The organism is Bifidobacterium miconisargentati (assembly GCF_019331675.1).
GTDB lineage: Bacteria > Actinomycetota > Actinomycetes > Actinomycetales > Bifidobacteriaceae > Bifidobacterium > Bifidobacterium miconisargentati.
In genome coordinates, this window is sequence record NZ_JAHBBJ010000003.1 from 13456 (window position 1) to 29830 (window position 16375).

General features: G+C 63.3%; 12 protein-coding genes and 1 tRNA gene. 7 read left to right on the forward strand and 6 right to left on the reverse strand.

From position 1 onward, the window contains the following. Positions 1-15: 15 nt before the first annotated feature. Together KIH81_RS02460 and KIH81_RS02465 are read right to left on the reverse strand one after the other, a co-directional pair. Positions 16-747: an NlpC/P60 family protein gene (locus KIH81_RS02460; RefSeq protein ID WP_214303927.1), complete on the reverse strand. Its 732-nt coding sequence runs from the start codon at positions 745-747 to the stop codon at positions 16-18. A 206-nt stretch (positions 748-953) separates the two neighbouring features. Next, entirely contained in the window at positions 954-1904 is a 951-nt protein-coding gene (locus KIH81_RS02465; protein ID WP_214303928.1) for a CHAP domain-containing protein, read from the reverse strand. A gap of 1427 nt (positions 1905-3331) precedes the next feature. Between KIH81_RS02465 and serC the strand changes: the two genes are divergently transcribed. Then, a complete protein-coding gene (gene serC / locus KIH81_RS02470; protein ID WP_214303929.1) occupies positions 3332-4477 on the forward strand; it encodes a phosphoserine transaminase in 1146 nt (381 codons plus the stop codon). A 99-nt stretch (positions 4478-4576) separates the two neighbouring features. Further along, positions 4577-4831: a DUF2530 domain-containing protein gene (locus KIH81_RS02475; protein ID WP_214304061.1), complete on the forward strand. Its 255-nt coding sequence runs from the start codon at positions 4577-4579 to the stop codon at positions 4829-4831. A gap of 13 nt (positions 4832-4844) precedes the next feature. Here the strand turns inward: KIH81_RS02475 and KIH81_RS02480 are convergent, their stop codons facing one another. Continuing rightward, positions 4845-6044 (reverse strand): sensor histidine kinase, encoded by a 1200-nt coding sequence (locus KIH81_RS02480; protein ID WP_214303930.1) that lies wholly within the window; start codon positions 6042-6044, stop codon positions 4845-4847. A 207-nt stretch (positions 6045-6251) separates the two neighbouring features. On the opposite strand from KIH81_RS02480, the gene phoU reads away from it, so the two are divergent. After that, the gene (gene phoU, locus KIH81_RS02485) at positions 6252-6926 is read left to right on the forward strand and encodes a phosphate signaling complex protein PhoU (protein WP_214303931.1); all 675 of its coding nucleotides are present in this window, start codon (positions 6252-6254) and stop codon (positions 6924-6926) included. 325 nt (positions 6927-7251) lie between these two features. Here the strand turns inward: phoU and KIH81_RS02490 are convergent, their stop codons facing one another. The 3 genes from KIH81_RS02490 to lysS form a co-directional block, all read right to left on the reverse strand. Beyond that, a complete protein-coding gene (locus tag KIH81_RS02490) occupies positions 7252-7992 on the reverse strand; it encodes a phosphoglyceromutase (RefSeq protein ID WP_033889849.1) in 741 nt (246 codons plus the stop codon). 79 nt (positions 7993-8071) lie between these two features. Beyond that, positions 8072-9052, reverse strand: a complete 981-nt coding sequence (gene menA, locus KIH81_RS02495; RefSeq protein WP_214303932.1) for a 1,4-dihydroxy-2-naphthoate octaprenyltransferase — start codon at positions 9050-9052, stop codon at positions 8072-8074. Between the two features lie 151 nt (positions 9053-9203). Continuing rightward, entirely contained in the window at positions 9204-10886 is a 1683-nt protein-coding gene (gene lysS / locus KIH81_RS02500; protein ID WP_214303933.1) for a lysine--tRNA ligase, read from the reverse strand. 334 nt (positions 10887-11220) lie between these two features. Here lysS and KIH81_RS02505 point away from each other — a divergent pair. The 4 genes from KIH81_RS02505 to KIH81_RS02520 all read left to right on the forward strand — a co-directional run bounded on the left by KIH81_RS02505 (position 11221) and on the right by KIH81_RS02520 (position 16159). Continuing rightward, positions 11221-11294: transfer RNA gene (locus KIH81_RS02505), tRNA-Pro, on the forward strand. Between the two features lie 109 nt (positions 11295-11403). Next, positions 11404-12594: an MFS transporter gene (locus KIH81_RS02510; protein ID WP_214303934.1), complete on the forward strand. Its 1191-nt coding sequence runs from the start codon at positions 11404-11406 to the stop codon at positions 12592-12594. A gap of 345 nt (positions 12595-12939) precedes the next feature. Further along, positions 12940-15159, forward strand: coding sequence for a DUF4037 domain-containing protein (locus KIH81_RS02515; RefSeq protein WP_420829119.1), 2220 nt, complete (start codon positions 12940-12942; stop codon positions 15157-15159). A 355-nt stretch (positions 15160-15514) separates the two neighbouring features. After that, positions 15515-16159 carry a DUF4125 family protein gene (locus KIH81_RS02520; protein ID WP_214303936.1) on the forward strand — a complete coding sequence of 215 codons (645 nt, stop codon included), beginning with the start codon at positions 15515-15517 and terminating at the stop codon, positions 16157-16159. Positions 16160-16375 lie beyond the last annotated feature (216 nt).

A 16375-nucleotide genomic window follows, 5' to 3' on the forward strand; every position in this document is an offset into this window, starting at 1 on the left:
TTCAGCGAAGGTGCATCACGGGATGCGCACCACGATGGTCACCTGGTTGAGCATGGCGCCGGCCAGCGCCACGGTGTAGCCGTTCCAGCCGCCGTGCACGGCCTGGCCGTTGCCCACGTACAGCGCCACGTGGTCGTAATGAGCACCGCCGTTCCAGCCGCCGGTGTTGGCGTAGATGAGGATGTCGCCGGGCTGCAGGGAGCCGTCGGTGACGATCTGGCCGCCGGGTACGTTGGCGTATTCCTCGGGCCAGCCATGGAAGTTGATGCCGCGTGCGGCAAGTGCGTAGCTCACCAGAGCGGTGCAATCCATGCTTTGGCCGATGAGCGAGTATGCGCGATCGATGGATGCGGCGGCGCCGGCAGACACGGAACCGTCCGTCTCGGTGTAGGACAGGGTGCTGCGGGCCTGGCCGCGGCTGGCGGATTCCATCTGGCTCTGCACCTGGGCCGCCTCGGCCTCGTCCTGGACCTTCTTGGCCGCTTCGGCGGCGGCCGCGTCCTTCTCGGCCTGGGAGGCGGTCTGCGGCACGTTCAAAGTCTCGATGCCACCCCAGCTGGAGTCGCCCTCGACTTCGGTGGCGGTGGATTCGGCGGTCAGGTTCTCACGGGTCTGGCTGCTCGTGGGGAACGACTTGATGGAAGTGACGATACCCTCGTCGGCATTGGCCGCGGGGGCGAAGGCAAGCAGGCTGGCCGTGGCTGTGCACGCGGCGATTACTGAAGCGATTCGGGGAAAAGTCCTCATGAAACCTGAACGCTAGCCCGTAAATATGAACGGAAGCTGGGAGTCAATGGGCGAAACCGCACAATATAGGGGATTATGTCGGCGTGTCGCTAGTTGACAATCACTAAAAATCCATCTCGGATTTCAGCGGGAAAGTGACCAATGTCACGAAAGCCGGTACCTCACCCGCGATGATGCGGGAGCCGCATACGGCGAATCAACGGGAATCAGTAGTGCACGTACTGGAACTTGGCGGCCTCGTCGGCGGTGAAGGTGCGGTGGGAAATCACGCCCAGGCCCTTGGCGTTGGATTCGGAGATCTCGATGGAACCGTCCGCGTTGATCTTCTCCAGCACGGCCACATGGCCATAGACGGGATCGGCGTTGGCCTGGCCCTGCGTGAAGACCACGGCGTCGCCCACATGGCGCGGGGTGTTGTCCACCCAGTAGCCCAAGGCGCGAGCGGAATCGGCCCATGCACCGCCGTTACCGAAGTTGCCACTGCTCGGCAGGCCGAGCTCAGCGCGACGGTTGTACGCATACCACGTGCACTGGCCCCACGGGTAGTTGTTGCCGCCGGTGCCGATGTTGTGGTTCGGGTCGAAGCCGGCCGGAAGAGCCGCGGAATCCTCGTCCATAAGCACGGAGACCACCGGGTTGTTCGCGGTGTTGCGGTTCATCAACGTGGTGTTCAGCGAGCTTTCGGAGTTGCTCAGACCCCATCCGCCTTCGTTGATGGACTGCTCGGTCACGGAAGAATTGAGTTCGGTACGGGCCTCGGAACGGGAAGCGGAGGTCACGTCGCTCACGCGCTTGATCTGCGTGGTCGTGGTGGCTGGGTCGGCGAACACGGTGGTGGTGTCGTCGTTGTGGGCGAAGGCCATGGAGGTCGCCGCGGTGCCTACCAGCGCCGCGAGGGACGCGGAGGCGAGGATATGGCTGCGACGTTCGGCCGCACGGGCGGCCTCACGAATGGAACGACGGGTCTGCGGGGCGATTTCGTTGATCTTCTCGGCCACCGCGGGATCAAGGCCCAGCGCGATGGCATCGCCGCCGGCGGCCTGTGCCGCACGGACCGCACGAACGGAGTGGGAACCCTTTCCAGAGGCGAAGAGAGCCTTCGCTAAGCTGAACTTCTGGTGTGAGACCTTGGTCGCTTTATGCGAGGCATGCTTCATAACTGATTAACTCCTTGGATGGGTCGGACGCCTCTTCGTGAGAGCGTCGCCGTACCGTCACAATTGCCCACTCTACAACGGGAGTATGTCAATTGCCAACCTGGCAAGGGCCCGTCCGGGCGTGTCAATCGATTGACGTACGCCCGTTCTCCCCGGAAAACCACCGATGTTTCACGGCCTGTTTCATGGTTTTTCACGGCGCTTTTCCGCAGTATTCCCTTGTATTTCCGGGCTTGCGGCAAGATTGCCGATACCGTTTACCGCACCGGCATGATCAGCTGGGGACGCTATCGCTTTTCTCGCATACCGTTATATATAGGAATTATCTATGCTCTGTTAAACCAAGATTGACATGAATCCATGTCTGACTACCCCTCAGTCAGCCTCGCCGACAGCTCGTCCTGCAATTGAGGACGAACTTCGTTCGCAGTCTGTTGGCTCGACTGTCGTCTCGCACATCGCCTACAAACAGCTCCGCTGTTTGCATCACGGCAATGTCCTGACAAGGGGAGCCGAGAATAAGAAACATGTCAATCTTGGTTTAACAGAGCCATTATCTATGCCCGGCTATGACGGGGCTGCCGGGCTCCTTGGGAAATCGACGCCTGGAACGGCCGACAGCTCGGCTGCCGGGCCGGTTGCCCGGAGCCGCCCCTCTACGTGTGAAAAACTAATCAATCGGCGCAGCCCGCCGACAACCGTCCTTCCGCCCCAAAGGAGCGTTACCCCATCTTGGCGGCCTTCGAGCACGGAAAAGACAAGCTCTTACTCTCACGATCGCGAGCCGTCTTTTCGGCGACCGTTTGGGTATAGAAGCACATATCTCCTGTACCGAAACAATCGCGAATCCCTCTCCTCGTGACCGTTTGAGGACAGAAGTGTGCCCCTCCTGTACCACAACGATTGCGCATCCCACTTCCAGCGGTCGTTTGAGGACAGAAGCCGTTCCCTCCTATGCCCAAACGACCGCAAATCCCTCCCCCAGCGTCCTTTCCAGTACAGAAAGCCCGTTTCTGTACTCAAATGACCGCGGAATGCCCTCCTAGCGGTCTTTCAAGTCCAGAAGCACATGACTCCTGTACCCAAAAGACCGCTGATGCGGGGATTCGCGGTCTTTTGAGTACAGAAGAGCCCCTCTCCCATACTCAAACGACCGCATCCGCTTCAAGCAAAGACCACTCCGCGAAACACATCACAACGCAATCCGTCATCCGGCCATCAGGCAACCGGCATGCGGACGACATGCGGGACCGCGCCCTCGGTCCCCTACGACAGCGGCGGGTTCTAGTCCTGATGACCAGAAAGAGGAGTCTCAAATGGGTAGGTGGGTGTTCAACGGTGCAGAGTACGCACCCTGAAACAGCCCGAAAATCCGGCAATCGGGAGATTGCCCGCATTCGTTGCCGGCACGGGCTAGCCTTGAAGGCATGACTGTGAGCATCACCATTCCTGAATCGTTGAAGCCCGAGGACGGCCGCTTCGGATCCGGCCCGAGCAAGATCCGGCCCGAGCAAATCGCCGCGCTGGATGCCGGCGCCACCACGCTGCTGGGCACCTCCCACCGCCAGAGCCCGGTCAAGCAGGTGGTCGGCTCCATCCGCGAAGGCCTCGCCGAATTCTTCCACCTGCCCGACGGTTATGAGGTGGCGCTAGGCAACGGCGGCGCCAGCGCGTTCTGGGAGGTGGCCTGCGCCTCGCTGATCACCCGTCAGGCCGCGTTCGGCACCTACGGCTCGTTCAGCGCCAAGTTCGCCGCCTCCGCCGCCAACACGCCGTTCCTGGAGAAGCCGGTGATCTTCGAAGGCGAGCCGGGCACATACCGCCTGCCCGAACTCACCGAGGGCGTGGACACCTACTGCTGGGCCCACAACGAGACCTCCACCGGCGTGGCCGCGCCGATTCGCCGCGTGCCCGGCAGCCGCGAGGCCGGCGCCCTGACCGTCATCGACGGCACGAGCGCGGCCGGCGCCCTACCCATTGACATCGCGCAGACCGATGTCTACTACTTCTCCCCGCAGAAGGCCTTCGGCTCCGACGGCGGCCTGTGGGTGGCCATCCTCTCCCCCGAGGCCATCGACCGCGCTGCCGGCGTGGAGTCCAGCGCTCATCTGGAGGGCGCGCGCCGCTGGGTGCCGCCGTTCTTCTCGCTGACCTCCGCGCTGAACAACTCGCGCAAGGATCAGACGCTCAACACCCCGGCCGTGGCCACGCTGATCATGATGGCCAACCAGATCGAATGGCTCAATGGCAATGGCGGACTGGCGTGGGCCGCCGCCCGTTGCGCCAAGTCCGCGTCCATCCTGTACACGTGGGCCGAACGCTCCGATTACGCGCATCCGTTCGTCACCGATCCGGGCGCACGCTCGAACGCCGTGGTCACCATCGATTTGGACGAGAGCGTCTCGGCCAGCCAGGTGCTCGCGATCCTGCGTGAGAACGGCATCGTGGACGCCGCGGGTTATCGCAAGCTGGGCCGCAACCAGCTGCGCGTGGGCGTGTTCCCGTCCGTGGAGCCGTCCGACGTGATCGCCTTCACCAAGTGCGTGGACTACGTAGTGGAGCACCTGCAGTAAGGCAGGTCCGTCCGTAATCCGCTTGTTTTCCTGTCAATCGCCGCGTATCGCATCGTCGTGCGCGGCGATTGACGTTCCTGTTGACTACAGTGCATGACTATGAAGTTCGCGCCCATCATCGACCCTGCCGTCCGCAAGCCTACCCCGAAACCAGTGCGCGTGGATCTGCGCAAGGTGTTCGGCATCGGCACCGGCCTATGGGCCGTGGCCCTGATCGTCGCGTTGATACTGACGACCATCGACCATACCTTCGAGCCGCTGGTAATCATGTGCTCGTCCGGCGTGATCATCGGACTGCTGCTGCTGATCTGGGAGTTCTTCGACCGCTGGGATTACCGGCGATTGGGCTTGTAGCCAAGCAATGAAATCACTGCGCCAGGGGCAGGGTGAGAGTGAAGGTGCTGCCCTGACCGGGGGTGCTCCAGACGGCGATGTCGCCGTGGTGGGTCAGCGCCACATGCTTGGCGATGGCCAGGCCCAGACCCACGCCGTCCGCCGTGCGTTCGCTCTGGCCGGCACCGCGGTAGAAGCGCTCGAAGATGCGCGCCTGGTCCTTCTTGGCGATGCCCACACCCTGATCGATCACACGAATCGAGGCACGGCCTCCATCCTGGCTCTTGGAAGCGGACACGCTCACCACACCGCCTTCCTTCGAATAGCCGATGGCGTTCTCGATGAGCTTGGTCACCGCACTATCGATCTGGCCGCCCTCATCGTTGATCACCAGCGTGTCGTCGCCGCTCAGCCGCAGCGTGACGCCGGCCTGTTCGGCCTTCGGAGTGAGTCGGTCGACGGTCTTGCGCAACTGGTCCATGACCGCAAGACGATTCGCCGAGGACGGCGTGATCGGCTCCTGCGCGCGGATGAGCAGCAGCAGGTCGGAGACCATATGGTTGAGCTTGCCGCAGCTGGACCGCACCTGACGGGCATCCTCGATGATGCGCTCGCGGTCGGGCTCGCCCTGCTCCAGCGAATCGGCGAGTTTAGCGAGGGCCTCGGTCGGGCCAAGCAACTGTTCGGACACGTTCGTGATGAATGCGTCACGCACCTGGGCGAACCGGACCGAATCGCTGACGTCCTCCACCAGCACGATCACGAACTGCGCGTTGATGCGCCCCACCGTAACCTTCAGCCAGTTGGGCCGGCGTACGGACTGGGTTTTGACCGCACTTCCCTTGTCCCGCTCGGCCGCGTACCGTTCGGGGGTGTCGGTGGTCAGGTCGAACTGGCGCTTGCCTCCATGGGCGCGCGTCTCGTGAATCGCGTCCAGTATCTCCTTGCCCACGATGGCGTCCTCCTGGACCACACCCAGACGGTAGGCACCGGGACTGCAACGGACCACTTCGTCGTGCTCATCCACCAGAACCGAGACGTCCGGCAGCATGGACAGCAGTGTGGAGGCCTCGTCCGGCAACTCCTCGTCGTCCGGGTCCCCCTCCCCCGCGGGACGCGCGGACACACGCACACGATGCGTCGCCACGCCGAAAATCAGAACAACACCAAGAACCACCAGCAACACGGCGGCCACGATCAGCGTGATCAGGGCCGCAATCGGCATTTCAGTCATGGCTCCTATTCTCCCACATCGCGCGGCACGCTGGGAACACGCCGAAAGCAAGCCAAAAACACGCCGGGAACATGAATTGAAGGTGAACAACCCAATGAACTTTGCAACAACTTGAGGTTGCCATTGCCTACGTTGAAGTAACGCATGAAAGCTGGAATAATACACTGAGAGAGGTTGCAATACCGAAAAGCATGAAAGGCTAGAGAAATGCGCGTTATTTTCAACGAGGAGCTGAAGCAGGTTGCCGACGACCTCGACCATATGGCGCAGGACGTGCGTAAGGCGATCAACGGCGCCGGAGAGGCTTTGCTGAAGCAGGATGTCGAAGCCGCCCAGACCGTCATCGACGGCGACATCGAGATCGACGCCCTGGAGTCCTCCGTCATCGATCAGTGCGTGAAGCTGCTGGCCAAGCAGAACCCGGTGGCCACCGACCTGCGCGTGGTCGTCTCCACCATGCGCCTGGCCTCCACCTTCGAGCGTATGGGCGATCTGGCCCGTCACGTCGCCGAGGCCGCACGCCGCACCTACCCGGCATCCCCGCTGCCGGAGGCCGCCCAGCCGGTGTTCGCCCAGATGATCGACTTCCTGAGCAACACCGCGGACCAGCTCATCGCCATGCTCTCCGACCGTGACGCCAAGATCGCCGAGCACATCATCCTCGACGACGACACGCTGGACGAGCTGCACCACAAGACCTTCGAGCTGGCGCTTTCCGACGGCATCACCCGTCAGCAGACCGTGGACATCGTGCTACTGGGCCGCTTCCTGGAGCGTCTCGGCGACCACGCCGTGTCCTCCGCCCGCCGCGTGGTGTACATCGTGTCCGGCTTCGACCCGTCCAAGAAGCCCGCGCGCGACGAGGGCACCGACATCGGCTGATACGCCTGGACTGAAATCCTTATCCCCTCGGGGATGCCCGAAACGGCGATCCGGTTGCGACTGGACGCCGTTTTCTTATGCCGTTTGATCGACCGCGTTTTTCTGGCTCCCTTCTTTGAGGGGAGCTGTCAGCAAAGCTGACTGAGGGGAGTATACAGGCGGGAACAGGCGGGAACGAACGTGGTACTCCCCTCAGTCTCACTTCGTTCGACAGCTCCCCTCAAAGAGGGGAGCCAGAAAAAACGCGGGTACGAAAAAGGGAGCCGCACGGTGAGGTGCGACTCCCTTGATGCGTGTTCGACGCGCTAGCCTATCGGCTTGAGGCTCACTTCTGGCCCTGAGCAGCGACGGCAGCGGCACCGGCGGCAGCGGCCTCCGGATCCAGGTACTCGCCACGCGGCTTGATCGGCTTGAAGTTCTCATCCAGCTCGTAGAGCAGCGGGATGGCAGTCGGGATGTTGACCTTGGCGATCTCTTCCTCGGACAGGTTGTCGAGCATCTTGACGATGGCACGCAGCGAGTTGCCGTGGGCGGCGATCAGGACGGTCTTGCCGGCCTTGAGCTCCGGCTCAATGGCGGACTTGAAGTACGGCTCAACGCGCTTGACCACGTCGGCCAGGCACTCGGCTTCCGGAACCGGGTCGCCCGTGTAACGCGGGTCGTGGTTCTGGGCGTACTGATCGTTCGGATCGATCTCGGGCGGCGGGGTGGCGTAGGAGCGGCGCCACAGCATGAACTTCTCGTCGCCGTACTCCTCGCGGATCTCGGTCTTGTTCTTGCCCTGCAGAGCGCCGTAGTGACGCTCGTTGAGACGCCAGTTGCGCTCGACCGGGATCCACAGACGATCCGCGGCATCCAGCGCGATGTTGGCGGTGTTGATGGCGCGACGCAGCAGGGAGGTGAACACGATGTCCGGAAGGACGTTCTTCTCCTTGAGCAGCTCGCCGCCACGCTTGGCTTCGGCTTCACCCTGCTCGGTCAGCGGGACGTCGACCCAGCCGGTGAACTGATTGGTTTTGTTCCATGCGCTCTGTCCATGACGGAGCAGTACTAGTTTGTAAGACATACGGCCAGTTTACAGCCCGTGCGGGCCAAACGCGACTGCGAATCTTACGTTTTTCGCATCGATTGGATAACGGTTAGCGTCACACGGCAACGGCGATCACGACCACGACGGCGAACAGCAGCGTCTGGAAACCGGCGTCGCTCAGGGCGGTGCGGAACTGGTGCTTGGGCACGCTGGAGACCATGCGCACCGGCACGCCCACACCGGAAATCAGCAGGATGCCGCCCCACGGCAGCCACAGCGACATACAGACGAACAGGCCGAGCATCCACGCCGCGATGCAGCAGGCGGTGAACAATGCGGTAGTGCGCCGCTCTCCCAGCCGCACGGCCAGCGTGCGCTTGCCATGCCGCTTGTCCTCGGCGATGTCTCGCAGATTGTTGACCATGAGCAGCATCACGGCGTTGAGACCACAGCAGACGGCACCGCACACGCCCATCACATCGATGCTGCCGGCAAGCGCGTACTCGGTGCCGAGCACCGCGGCCAAACCGAAGAACAGGAATACCGCGACTTCGCCGAGGCCGGCATACCCGTACGGATGCTTGCCGCCGGTGTAGAACCAGCCGGCGATGAGGCTCAAGGCGCCCACAGCCAGCAGCCACCACGCCTGCGAGATGACGACCGCCACCAGGCCACAGACGGCGGCGAGCACGGCGGCGATGCCGGCTGCGATCAGCACATGCTTCGGAGGCACGCCCGAGGCCACTAGGCGACGGGGTTTCGGCGTTCCGCCGCGCTGTTCGGCGTCCGACTCCGCCGCGCCCCGCCCCTCATCGGTGCCACGGATGCCATCGGAATAGTCGTTGGCGAAATTGACCGCGATTTGCAGGAACACCGCCACGAGCATGCAGAGTATGGCCACCGGCCAGAAATGGCCTTGCAACGGCTCGGCCAGGGCTTGGTTGGCCACGCATTCCTGCGGCACGGGATGAATCTCGACGCAGGTGCCGAGCTGGTCGATACGGCGGGATGCCAGTGCCGCGCCGACCAGCACCGGGGCGATCGAAGCGGGCAGTGTCTTGGGGCGCAGTCCGGTTAACCATAGACGTGGATTCATGTTTTCCCCCAACACTATGCAAAATCCTTTGTATGTTCGCGTCCCGACGAGGGCCTCGCGAACATACAAAGGATTAATGAGGCTAAACCCTTTGTATGTTCGCGGCATGATCGTTCAGACGCGAACATACAAAGGGAAACAGGTTTGAGACTCAGGCCACCAGCGGCTTGACCAGCGGGAAGGTGATGGTCTCGCGGATCGTGGCGCCGGTCAGGGCGATGAGCAGTCGGTCGATGCCCATGCCCATGCCACCTGCCGGCGGCATGCCCACGCCGAGGGCCTCCAGGAAGTCCTCATCGATGTCGCAGGCCTCCTCGTCGCCCGCCAGCGCGTCCTTGGCCTGGGCCACGAAACGCTCGCGCTGCACGACCGGGTCGTTGAGCTCGGAGTAGCCGGTAGCCAGCTCGAAGCCGCGCACGTAGAGATCCCACTTCTCCACCACACCCGGCTTGGTGCGGTGACCCTTGACCAGCGGAGAGGTCTCGACCGGGAAGTCACGCACGAAGGTGGGCTCGTAGAGCTTGTCCTCGTAGAAGTGCTCCCACAGGTGCTCCACGAGCTTGCCGTGGTTCTCCACGTCGTCACGCTCCACGCCGAGCTTGTCGGCGATCTCGCCGAGGTGCTCCACGGAGGTGCCGGGGTGCTCGGGGCCGCCGTTCGGCACGATCTCCTCGCCGAGGGCCTCGGACAGGGAGTCGTACATGCTGATGGTCTTCCATTCACCGCCGAAGTCGTATTCGGTGCCGTCGAGCAGCGTGACCTTGTGGGAACCGTAGACGTCCATGGCGGTCTTCTGCACGAGCTCCTTGACCAGCTGGCCGATGGAGTCGTAGGTGCCGTAGGCCTGGTAGGCCTCGACCATGGTGAACTCCGGGGCGTGCGTGGCGTCGACGCCCTCGTTGCGGAAGTCACGGTTGATCTCGAACACGCGGTCGATGCCACCGACCAGGCAGCGCTTGAGGAACAGCTCCGGGGCGATGCGCAGGTAGAGGTCGAGATCGAAGGCGTTCATGTGCGTGGTGAACGGACGGGCCGCGGCGCCGCCGTGCAGGGTCTGCAGCATCGGGGTCTCGACCTCGAGGAAGCCATGGTCGTCGAAGGTGCGGCGCAGGGAGGCCACGGCCTTGGAGCGGTTGCGGACCATGTTGCGGATCTTCTCGTCCGCGATCATGCCGATGTACGGCTTGCGGGTGCGGGTGTCCTCGTTGAGGTCCTTGTGCAGGGCCGGCAGCGGCTGCAGCGCCTTGGAGGCGATGGCCCACTCGGTGGCGAACACGGACAGCTCGCCGGTCTTGGAGGCGATCACGCGACCCTTCAGGTACAGGTGGTCGCCGAGGTCCACGAGCTGCTTGAACTGCTTGAGGGAGTCGGCGCCGATCTCCTTCTTGGAGATCATGCCCTGGATCTTGGTGCCGTCGCCGGCGGAGAGCTGCACGAAGCACAGGCCGCCCGCGTTGCGCAGGAACAGCACGCGGCCGGCGATGCCGACCATGTCCTCGGTCTCCTGACCGGGCTCGAGCTTGCCGTCGTACTTGGCGCGCACGTCCTCGATGGTGTCGGTCACGTCCAGGTGGACCGGGTAGGGGGCGATGCCGGCCTCAAGCATCATGGCACGCTTGGCCACACGCATCTGCACCTGCTCGGGGTGCGCCAGCGGGCCGAACTCCTTGTTGGAGGGGTCCACGGCCTCGTCCAGCGTGGCGCCGGACTTGATCTTCTCGGTGATGGTGGCGTCCTGCTTGAGCAGCATTTCCGCACGCTCGACGGTGCTCATCTGCGGGACGGCCGGGGTTTCGTTCTCGGTATTCTCAGTGTTTTCAACAACTTCAGCCATGGTTCTTCAGTGTACGCAAGACCGGCGAATTCTCTTTTTCGGGCTTTCGCCAAGCGCCTGCAACAAGCCCTTTATAAGTCTCCGTCTTCTGGCTCCCTCCCCGAGGGGAGCTGTCGAACGTAGTGAGACTGAGGGGAGCGACTTGATTTATCGACATCGCCGAACTCCCCTCAGTCGGCTCCGCCGACAGCTCCCCTCAAAGAGGGGAGCCCCCCAAAAAACGAAATCACCGCCATTCACCGCAATCCGCCACGAAAACGTTGAAATTCCGCGCGACACGCCGTAGTTTGCATAATCAGGCACCCTTATCGTAAGCTATACGACGTTGCCAAAACGGGCTGTAGCGCAGCTTGGTAGCGCGCTTCGTTCGGGACGAAGAGGCCGCGGGTTCAAATCCCGCCAGCCCGACTGCAATAAGGGAATCAGTGGTTACCGCTGGTTCCCTTTCTTTTTGCCTGAACCGCGGTATCCCATCACCGATCGCCGCGCGAAGGCACGAGTGGAGGCAAGAGTACCGATGAAGAAAAGTCTGCTCGCGCTCGCTTCGGGCGCGTTCATCCTCGGCGCCGCGGAATTCGTGATGATGGGCATCCTGCCGCAGGCCGCCGCCGCGACCGGCGTGGACATCCCCACCGCCGGCCATTACATTTCCGCCTACGCCTTCGGCGTGTGCTTCGGCACGCTGATTCTGGTGTTCGGCCGCAAGGTGCCGCCGAAGAACCTCATCATCCTGTTCATGGCCATTGCGTTGACAGGCAACCTGCTGTCCGCGGTCTCCGTCAACGGCCCGATGCTGCTTGTCGCTCGCTTCATCTCCGGCCTGCCGCACGGCGCGTTCTTCGGCACCGCCACACTCATCGCCAAGACGCTGGCGGACAAGGGCAAGGAGGCGCAGTCGGTCGCCGCGATGGTGACCGGCCAGACCGTGGCCAACATGCTGGGCGTTCCCGCCGGCACGCTGATGGCCGAATTCCTGTCCTGGCGTCTCGCGTTCGGATTCCTCGCCGCGTGGGCCGCGATGACCATCGTGCTTGCACTGACGTGGATCCCGTACGTCGCCCCCATCAAGGACGCGGGCATCGCCGGCCAGTTCCGCTTCCTGACCCGCCGCGGCCCGTGGGTGATCCTGGCCGCCGTGTTCACCGGCAACGCCGGCGTGTTCTGCTGGTGGAGCTACGTCTCCCCGTGGCTGCAGAAGTCCGGCGGCTGGTCGTCCGACCTGGTGCCGCTGCTCATGATGCTCGCCGGCTTCGGCATGGTGGTGGGCGGTCTGATCGGCGGACGCATCACCGACCGTTGGCGCCACGCCGGCACCGCGGCCCTGGGACAGGCGATTTCCTGCCTCGGCCTGATCATGGTGTTCCTCGTGCCCGCCAACCTGGTGACCACCGCCATCCTGACGTTCTGGATCGCGTTCGGCCTGTTCTTCATCTCCGCTCCGCAGCAGCTGCTCATGACCGAGGCCGGCCAGGGCGGCGGCGAACTCATCGCCGGCGCGGCAGTGCAGGTGGCGTTCAACTTCGGCAACGCCGTGGGCTCCATCGTGGGCGGTGCCATGCTCAACGCCTTCGCCATGCAGTACCGGTTCACCGGCCTGGGCGGCGTCCCGCTGGCCCTGATGGCCGTGGGGCTGCTGACCTATTACTCGTGGCGCTGCGAGACGAACACCGACGCCATCCACCGCATGCGCGAAGTCAAGGTGAACTGATTACGACTGGCGGCGCGGCGGGTAGGTATGTACGTGTCGACACACTCAAGGCCGTTCGGCCAAGCTTACGGTCGTCACGCACATACCTGCCCGCCGCGCCTTCCATATCGGCAAACTCAAAACATCAGCGAGTTCGTTCTTCCATAGCTCCACCTTTCAAACTCCGACAATCGCCTGCTGAGAGCAAACTCACAGGCGATTTTTCGTATGCGCCGGCCGCCGTGACCATAGACTGTTACAGGAATCTGTTCAAGGAGGTACACGGTGGTTGACGAAGACGCGCTGCTCAGGCAATTCGCCGCACAATTCGCGCACGGTCCGGAGGATGGCGACGACACTGATGAGGTGGCCGCCGCACAATCGGCCATCGATGATGACGAGAACGACGAAAACGGCGAGGGCGGCGAGACGCCCGCGGACTTCGACGTCGATGCCTTCCTGAAGGGATTGGACGACATCTTCAACCGTCATGCGGCATCCACCGAGGCCGGCCCGTACCTGGAACAGGCCGCGGTGGATGCGGAGAACGCCGGCGACGCGGCCGGGCTGCTGACCGTGCTCAACGAAACGATGGGCTTCTACCGCTCCCAAGGCCGTCACAAGGAGAACCAGTGGATCGTGCAGCGGGCGCTGGAACTTGCCGCACGCATGGGTCTGACCACCGGCACCTCCGAGGCATGGGCCACCACACTCATCAACTGCGCCACCGCCATGCGCGCGGCCAAGCAGTACGACCAGGCCGAGGACCTCTACCATCAGGCGCAGGACGTGTGCCGTCGGGCCTTCTCCCCCACCGATCGCAGGCTCGCGGCGCTGCACAACAACCTCTCCATGCTCTACAGCGAAACCGACCGTTTGGATAAGGCGGAAACCGAACTGCGCGAGGCCCTGCGCATCATCGAGGCATCCAGCGTGAACCCGGATGCGGACATCGACGTGGCCAGTTCACACACCAATCTGGCATTGATCCTGCTCGCCGAGCACAAGTTGGAAGGCGCGCACTGGCACGCGGCCAAGACGTTGGAGATCTACCGGACCGGCCATCTGGAGCATTCCGCGCATTACGCCTCCGCGCTGGCCGGCTTCGCGCAGGTATGCTTCGCCGAGGAACGCTTCGCGGATGCGGCGGACGGGTATCGCCGTGCGCTCGGGGTCATCGAGGAATGCTACGGCAAGGACACCGATTACTGGCGTATCACCGAAGAGAACCTGCGCGAGGCCGAACGTCAGGCCGCGGCGCACGGCGAGCGCATCCAGTCGGACGGAGACACCGCAACCGACGCCGCAACCGATGTCAAGAAGTCCGGCGCTACCTCCGCAATCGCCGAAGAACGTGCTGGCGCCGGCTCGCCCGCTGTTGAGAACATCGCATCGAGCGTCCCCGGCCATGCTTCCGACGACGGCAGGCCAGGGGCGAATCCGCTCACCGAACCGGTGGACGGGGCGGATTCCGGTTCCGACTCTTCCGATGCCACGGTCTGCCCGGTATCCGGACTGAAGCTGGCGCGCGCGTTCTGGGCGCAGGCGGTTCGGCCGCTGATCGAGGCGAGGTACCCGCAGTACGTAGGTCGCATCGCCGCCGGCTTGGTGGGTCACGGATCCGAATGCTACGGATTCGACGATGAGTATTCGCAGGACCACGACTTCGGTCCACGCTGCTGCCTGTGGCTTGCGGACGAGGATTACGAGGCGATCGGCGAACGATTGCAGGCCGATTACGAGGCGTTGCCGCGCGACTTCACCGTGGACGGGCAGAATCGCGTCACGTTTGCGGCCGCAGAAGGCGACGACGAAGCAACGGAAGACGGGTCAGCGCAGCGCTTCTCCCCCGCCACCCCGCGGGCGCAGGGCGTCAACCGTCGCGACGGCGTGTTCCGCATCGGCGATTTCTTCACCGCCATCACCGGCTATCCGGCCGCCCCAGCACCCACCGCGGCGCATGAATGGCTCATGCTGGACGAGGCCACTCTGGCCGCAGCCACCAACGGCGAGGTGTTCGCGGACCCCACCGGCATGTTCTCCAAGACCCGTCAGGGATTCAAGGACATGCCGGATGACGTGCGGCTTGCACTTATCTCCAAGCGGCTCGGCATGATCGCGCAGGCCGGCCAGTACAACCTGCCGCGCTCGCTCAAGCGCGGCGACGGCGCGGCCGCGTGGCTTACCATCCGCGAGTTCGTGAATGCCACGGCGTCGCTGGTGTTCCTCATCAACGTGCCGATGGTGGTGGGGTACATGCCGTACTACAAGTGGCAGTTCGCGGCCCTGCGCAAGCTGTCCGGCTCGATGTTCGCGCTGCTGCCGGGCGTGTGCGGTCAGTTGGAGACCGTGATGCGGCTGAGCTCGGCGGCTTGCTACGGCGGCGCGGGGTTCGGCGAGGGCGGCAAGGGTTCCGCGCCGGCCATCGAGCAGATCAACGGCATCGTGGAGGAGGTTGCGCAGGCCATCGTCAAGGAACTGCTGCGCGAGCATCTGACCACGTCCGGCGAGACGTTCCTGGAATGGCAGCGCCCGTATGTGGAGGACCATATCGCCTCGGATGATCCGATTCTCAAGAGTCTGTAGGGTCTCTCCGCGAACCGGATATCCGCGGAGTGACTCCCCTTCATCGTCTGTGCCGCCGGCTGGCCAGGAAAAGGCAAGACTCTGTTAAACCAAGATTGACATGAATTCCACTGGATTACCCCTCAGTCGGCTTCGCCGACAGCTCGTCCTGCAATTGAGGACGAACTTCGTTCGCAGTCCACTGGCTCGACTGTCGTCTCGCACATCGCCCACAAACAGCTCCGCTGTTTGCTTCACGGCAATGTCCTGACAAGGGGAGCCAAGAACAAGGGGCATGTCAATCTTGGTTTAACAGAGCCAAAGGCAAACACCGTCGGTACATCCCATGCAACCGTAACCATGCGAAGGAGCTTGAATGACAACGGAACAGAACACCACCCTGGACGAACTGCGCGAGACCATCGTGCGGTACGAATGGGACCAGTTTCAGCGCACCAACAACGAAGGCGGCCGCGCGGCCTGCCAAGGCAACTGGCCGGTATTTCATCAGATGCGGTTGGCCCAGTTCCTCACTTGGGAGCGTCCGCTGCTGACATCGTATGCAGCCGATCTTGACGAGGCAGACCGTGTGGGCCGCAATCTCGTCACCGAAAAGTACGGCCGTATGATGGCCTCCACCGCGCCGGCCGAGTACGCGGCGAACATCGAACCGTATATCCCGAAGCTGGATGCGGACCGTGCGGCCCGGCAGGAGCGGGTGATCGCGCAACAGGTGGCGTGGGCCGCCGATTTCCGCAGGCGCTATCCCAAGCTGGGCGAGGCCATGCGCGTGCTCACCACCGCGGAGGACACCCCCACCGCCACGTCGTTCGAAACCTATCTGCGCGGCGAGCTGGGCACCTACTCCCCCGCCACGTTCGACCTGTATGAGGCGATGATCCGCGAGCGCGCCGGTGCCGATCCGCAGCGCAACATCACCGAGGAGACCTTGCTCAACACCGTGCGGCTCGGCGGGTTCAGCGGTCTCGACGAGGCCGAAGCCGCGCAACGGTCCGTCTGACGCTACGCGGGCGGGGGCGGAATGGACACATACTCCCCATTCCGCCCCCGCTCACAGCATGTCAACGGGGTATCCCGGGTGCTTCATGCCCAATTCACTCCGTTTGCCAAGCCTCAGCGAAACCAATCGGATAGCTGATACCCGTTTTACTGTGCTCACGAAATCTCAGCGAGGTGAAATGGGCAGTCGGCACCTGATCCACTCCGCCAACACCCA

Coding starts and splice junctions, on each gene's coding strand:
- KIH81_RS02465 (WP_214303928.1), bottom strand. CDS start 1,904: ATGAAGCATGCCTCGCATAAAGCGACCAAGGTCTCACACCAGAAGTTC.
- KIH81_RS02490 (WP_033889849.1), bottom strand. CDS start 7,992: ATGTCTTACAAACTAGTACTGCTCCGTCATGGACAGAGCGCATGGAAC.
- KIH81_RS02460 (WP_214303927.1), bottom strand. CDS start 747: ATGAGGACTTTTCCCCGAATCGCTTCAGTAATCGCCGCGTGCACAGCC.
- KIH81_RS02510 (WP_214303934.1), top strand. CDS start 11,404: ATGAAGAAAAGTCTGCTCGCGCTCGCTTCGGGCGCGTTCATCCTCGGC.
- KIH81_RS02475 (WP_214304061.1), top strand. CDS start 4,577: ATGAAGTTCGCGCCCATCATCGACCCTGCCGTCCGCAAGCCTACCCCG.
- serC (WP_214303929.1), top strand. CDS start 3,332: ATGACTGTGAGCATCACCATTCCTGAATCGTTGAAGCCCGAGGACGGC.
- phoU (WP_214303931.1), top strand. CDS start 6,252: ATGCGCGTTATTTTCAACGAGGAGCTGAAGCAGGTTGCCGACGACCTC.
- KIH81_RS02480 (WP_214303930.1), bottom strand. CDS start 6,044: ATGACTGAAATGCCGATTGCGGCCCTGATCACGCTGATCGTGGCCGCC.
- menA (WP_214303932.1), bottom strand. CDS start 9,052: ATGAATCCACGTCTATGGTTAACCGGACTGCGCCCCAAGACACTGCCC.
- KIH81_RS02520 (WP_214303936.1), top strand. CDS start 15,515: ATGACAACGGAACAGAACACCACCCTGGACGAACTGCGCGAGACCATC.
- lysS (WP_214303933.1), bottom strand. CDS start 10,886: ATGGCTGAAGTTGTTGAAAACACTGAGAATACCGAGAACGAAACCCCG.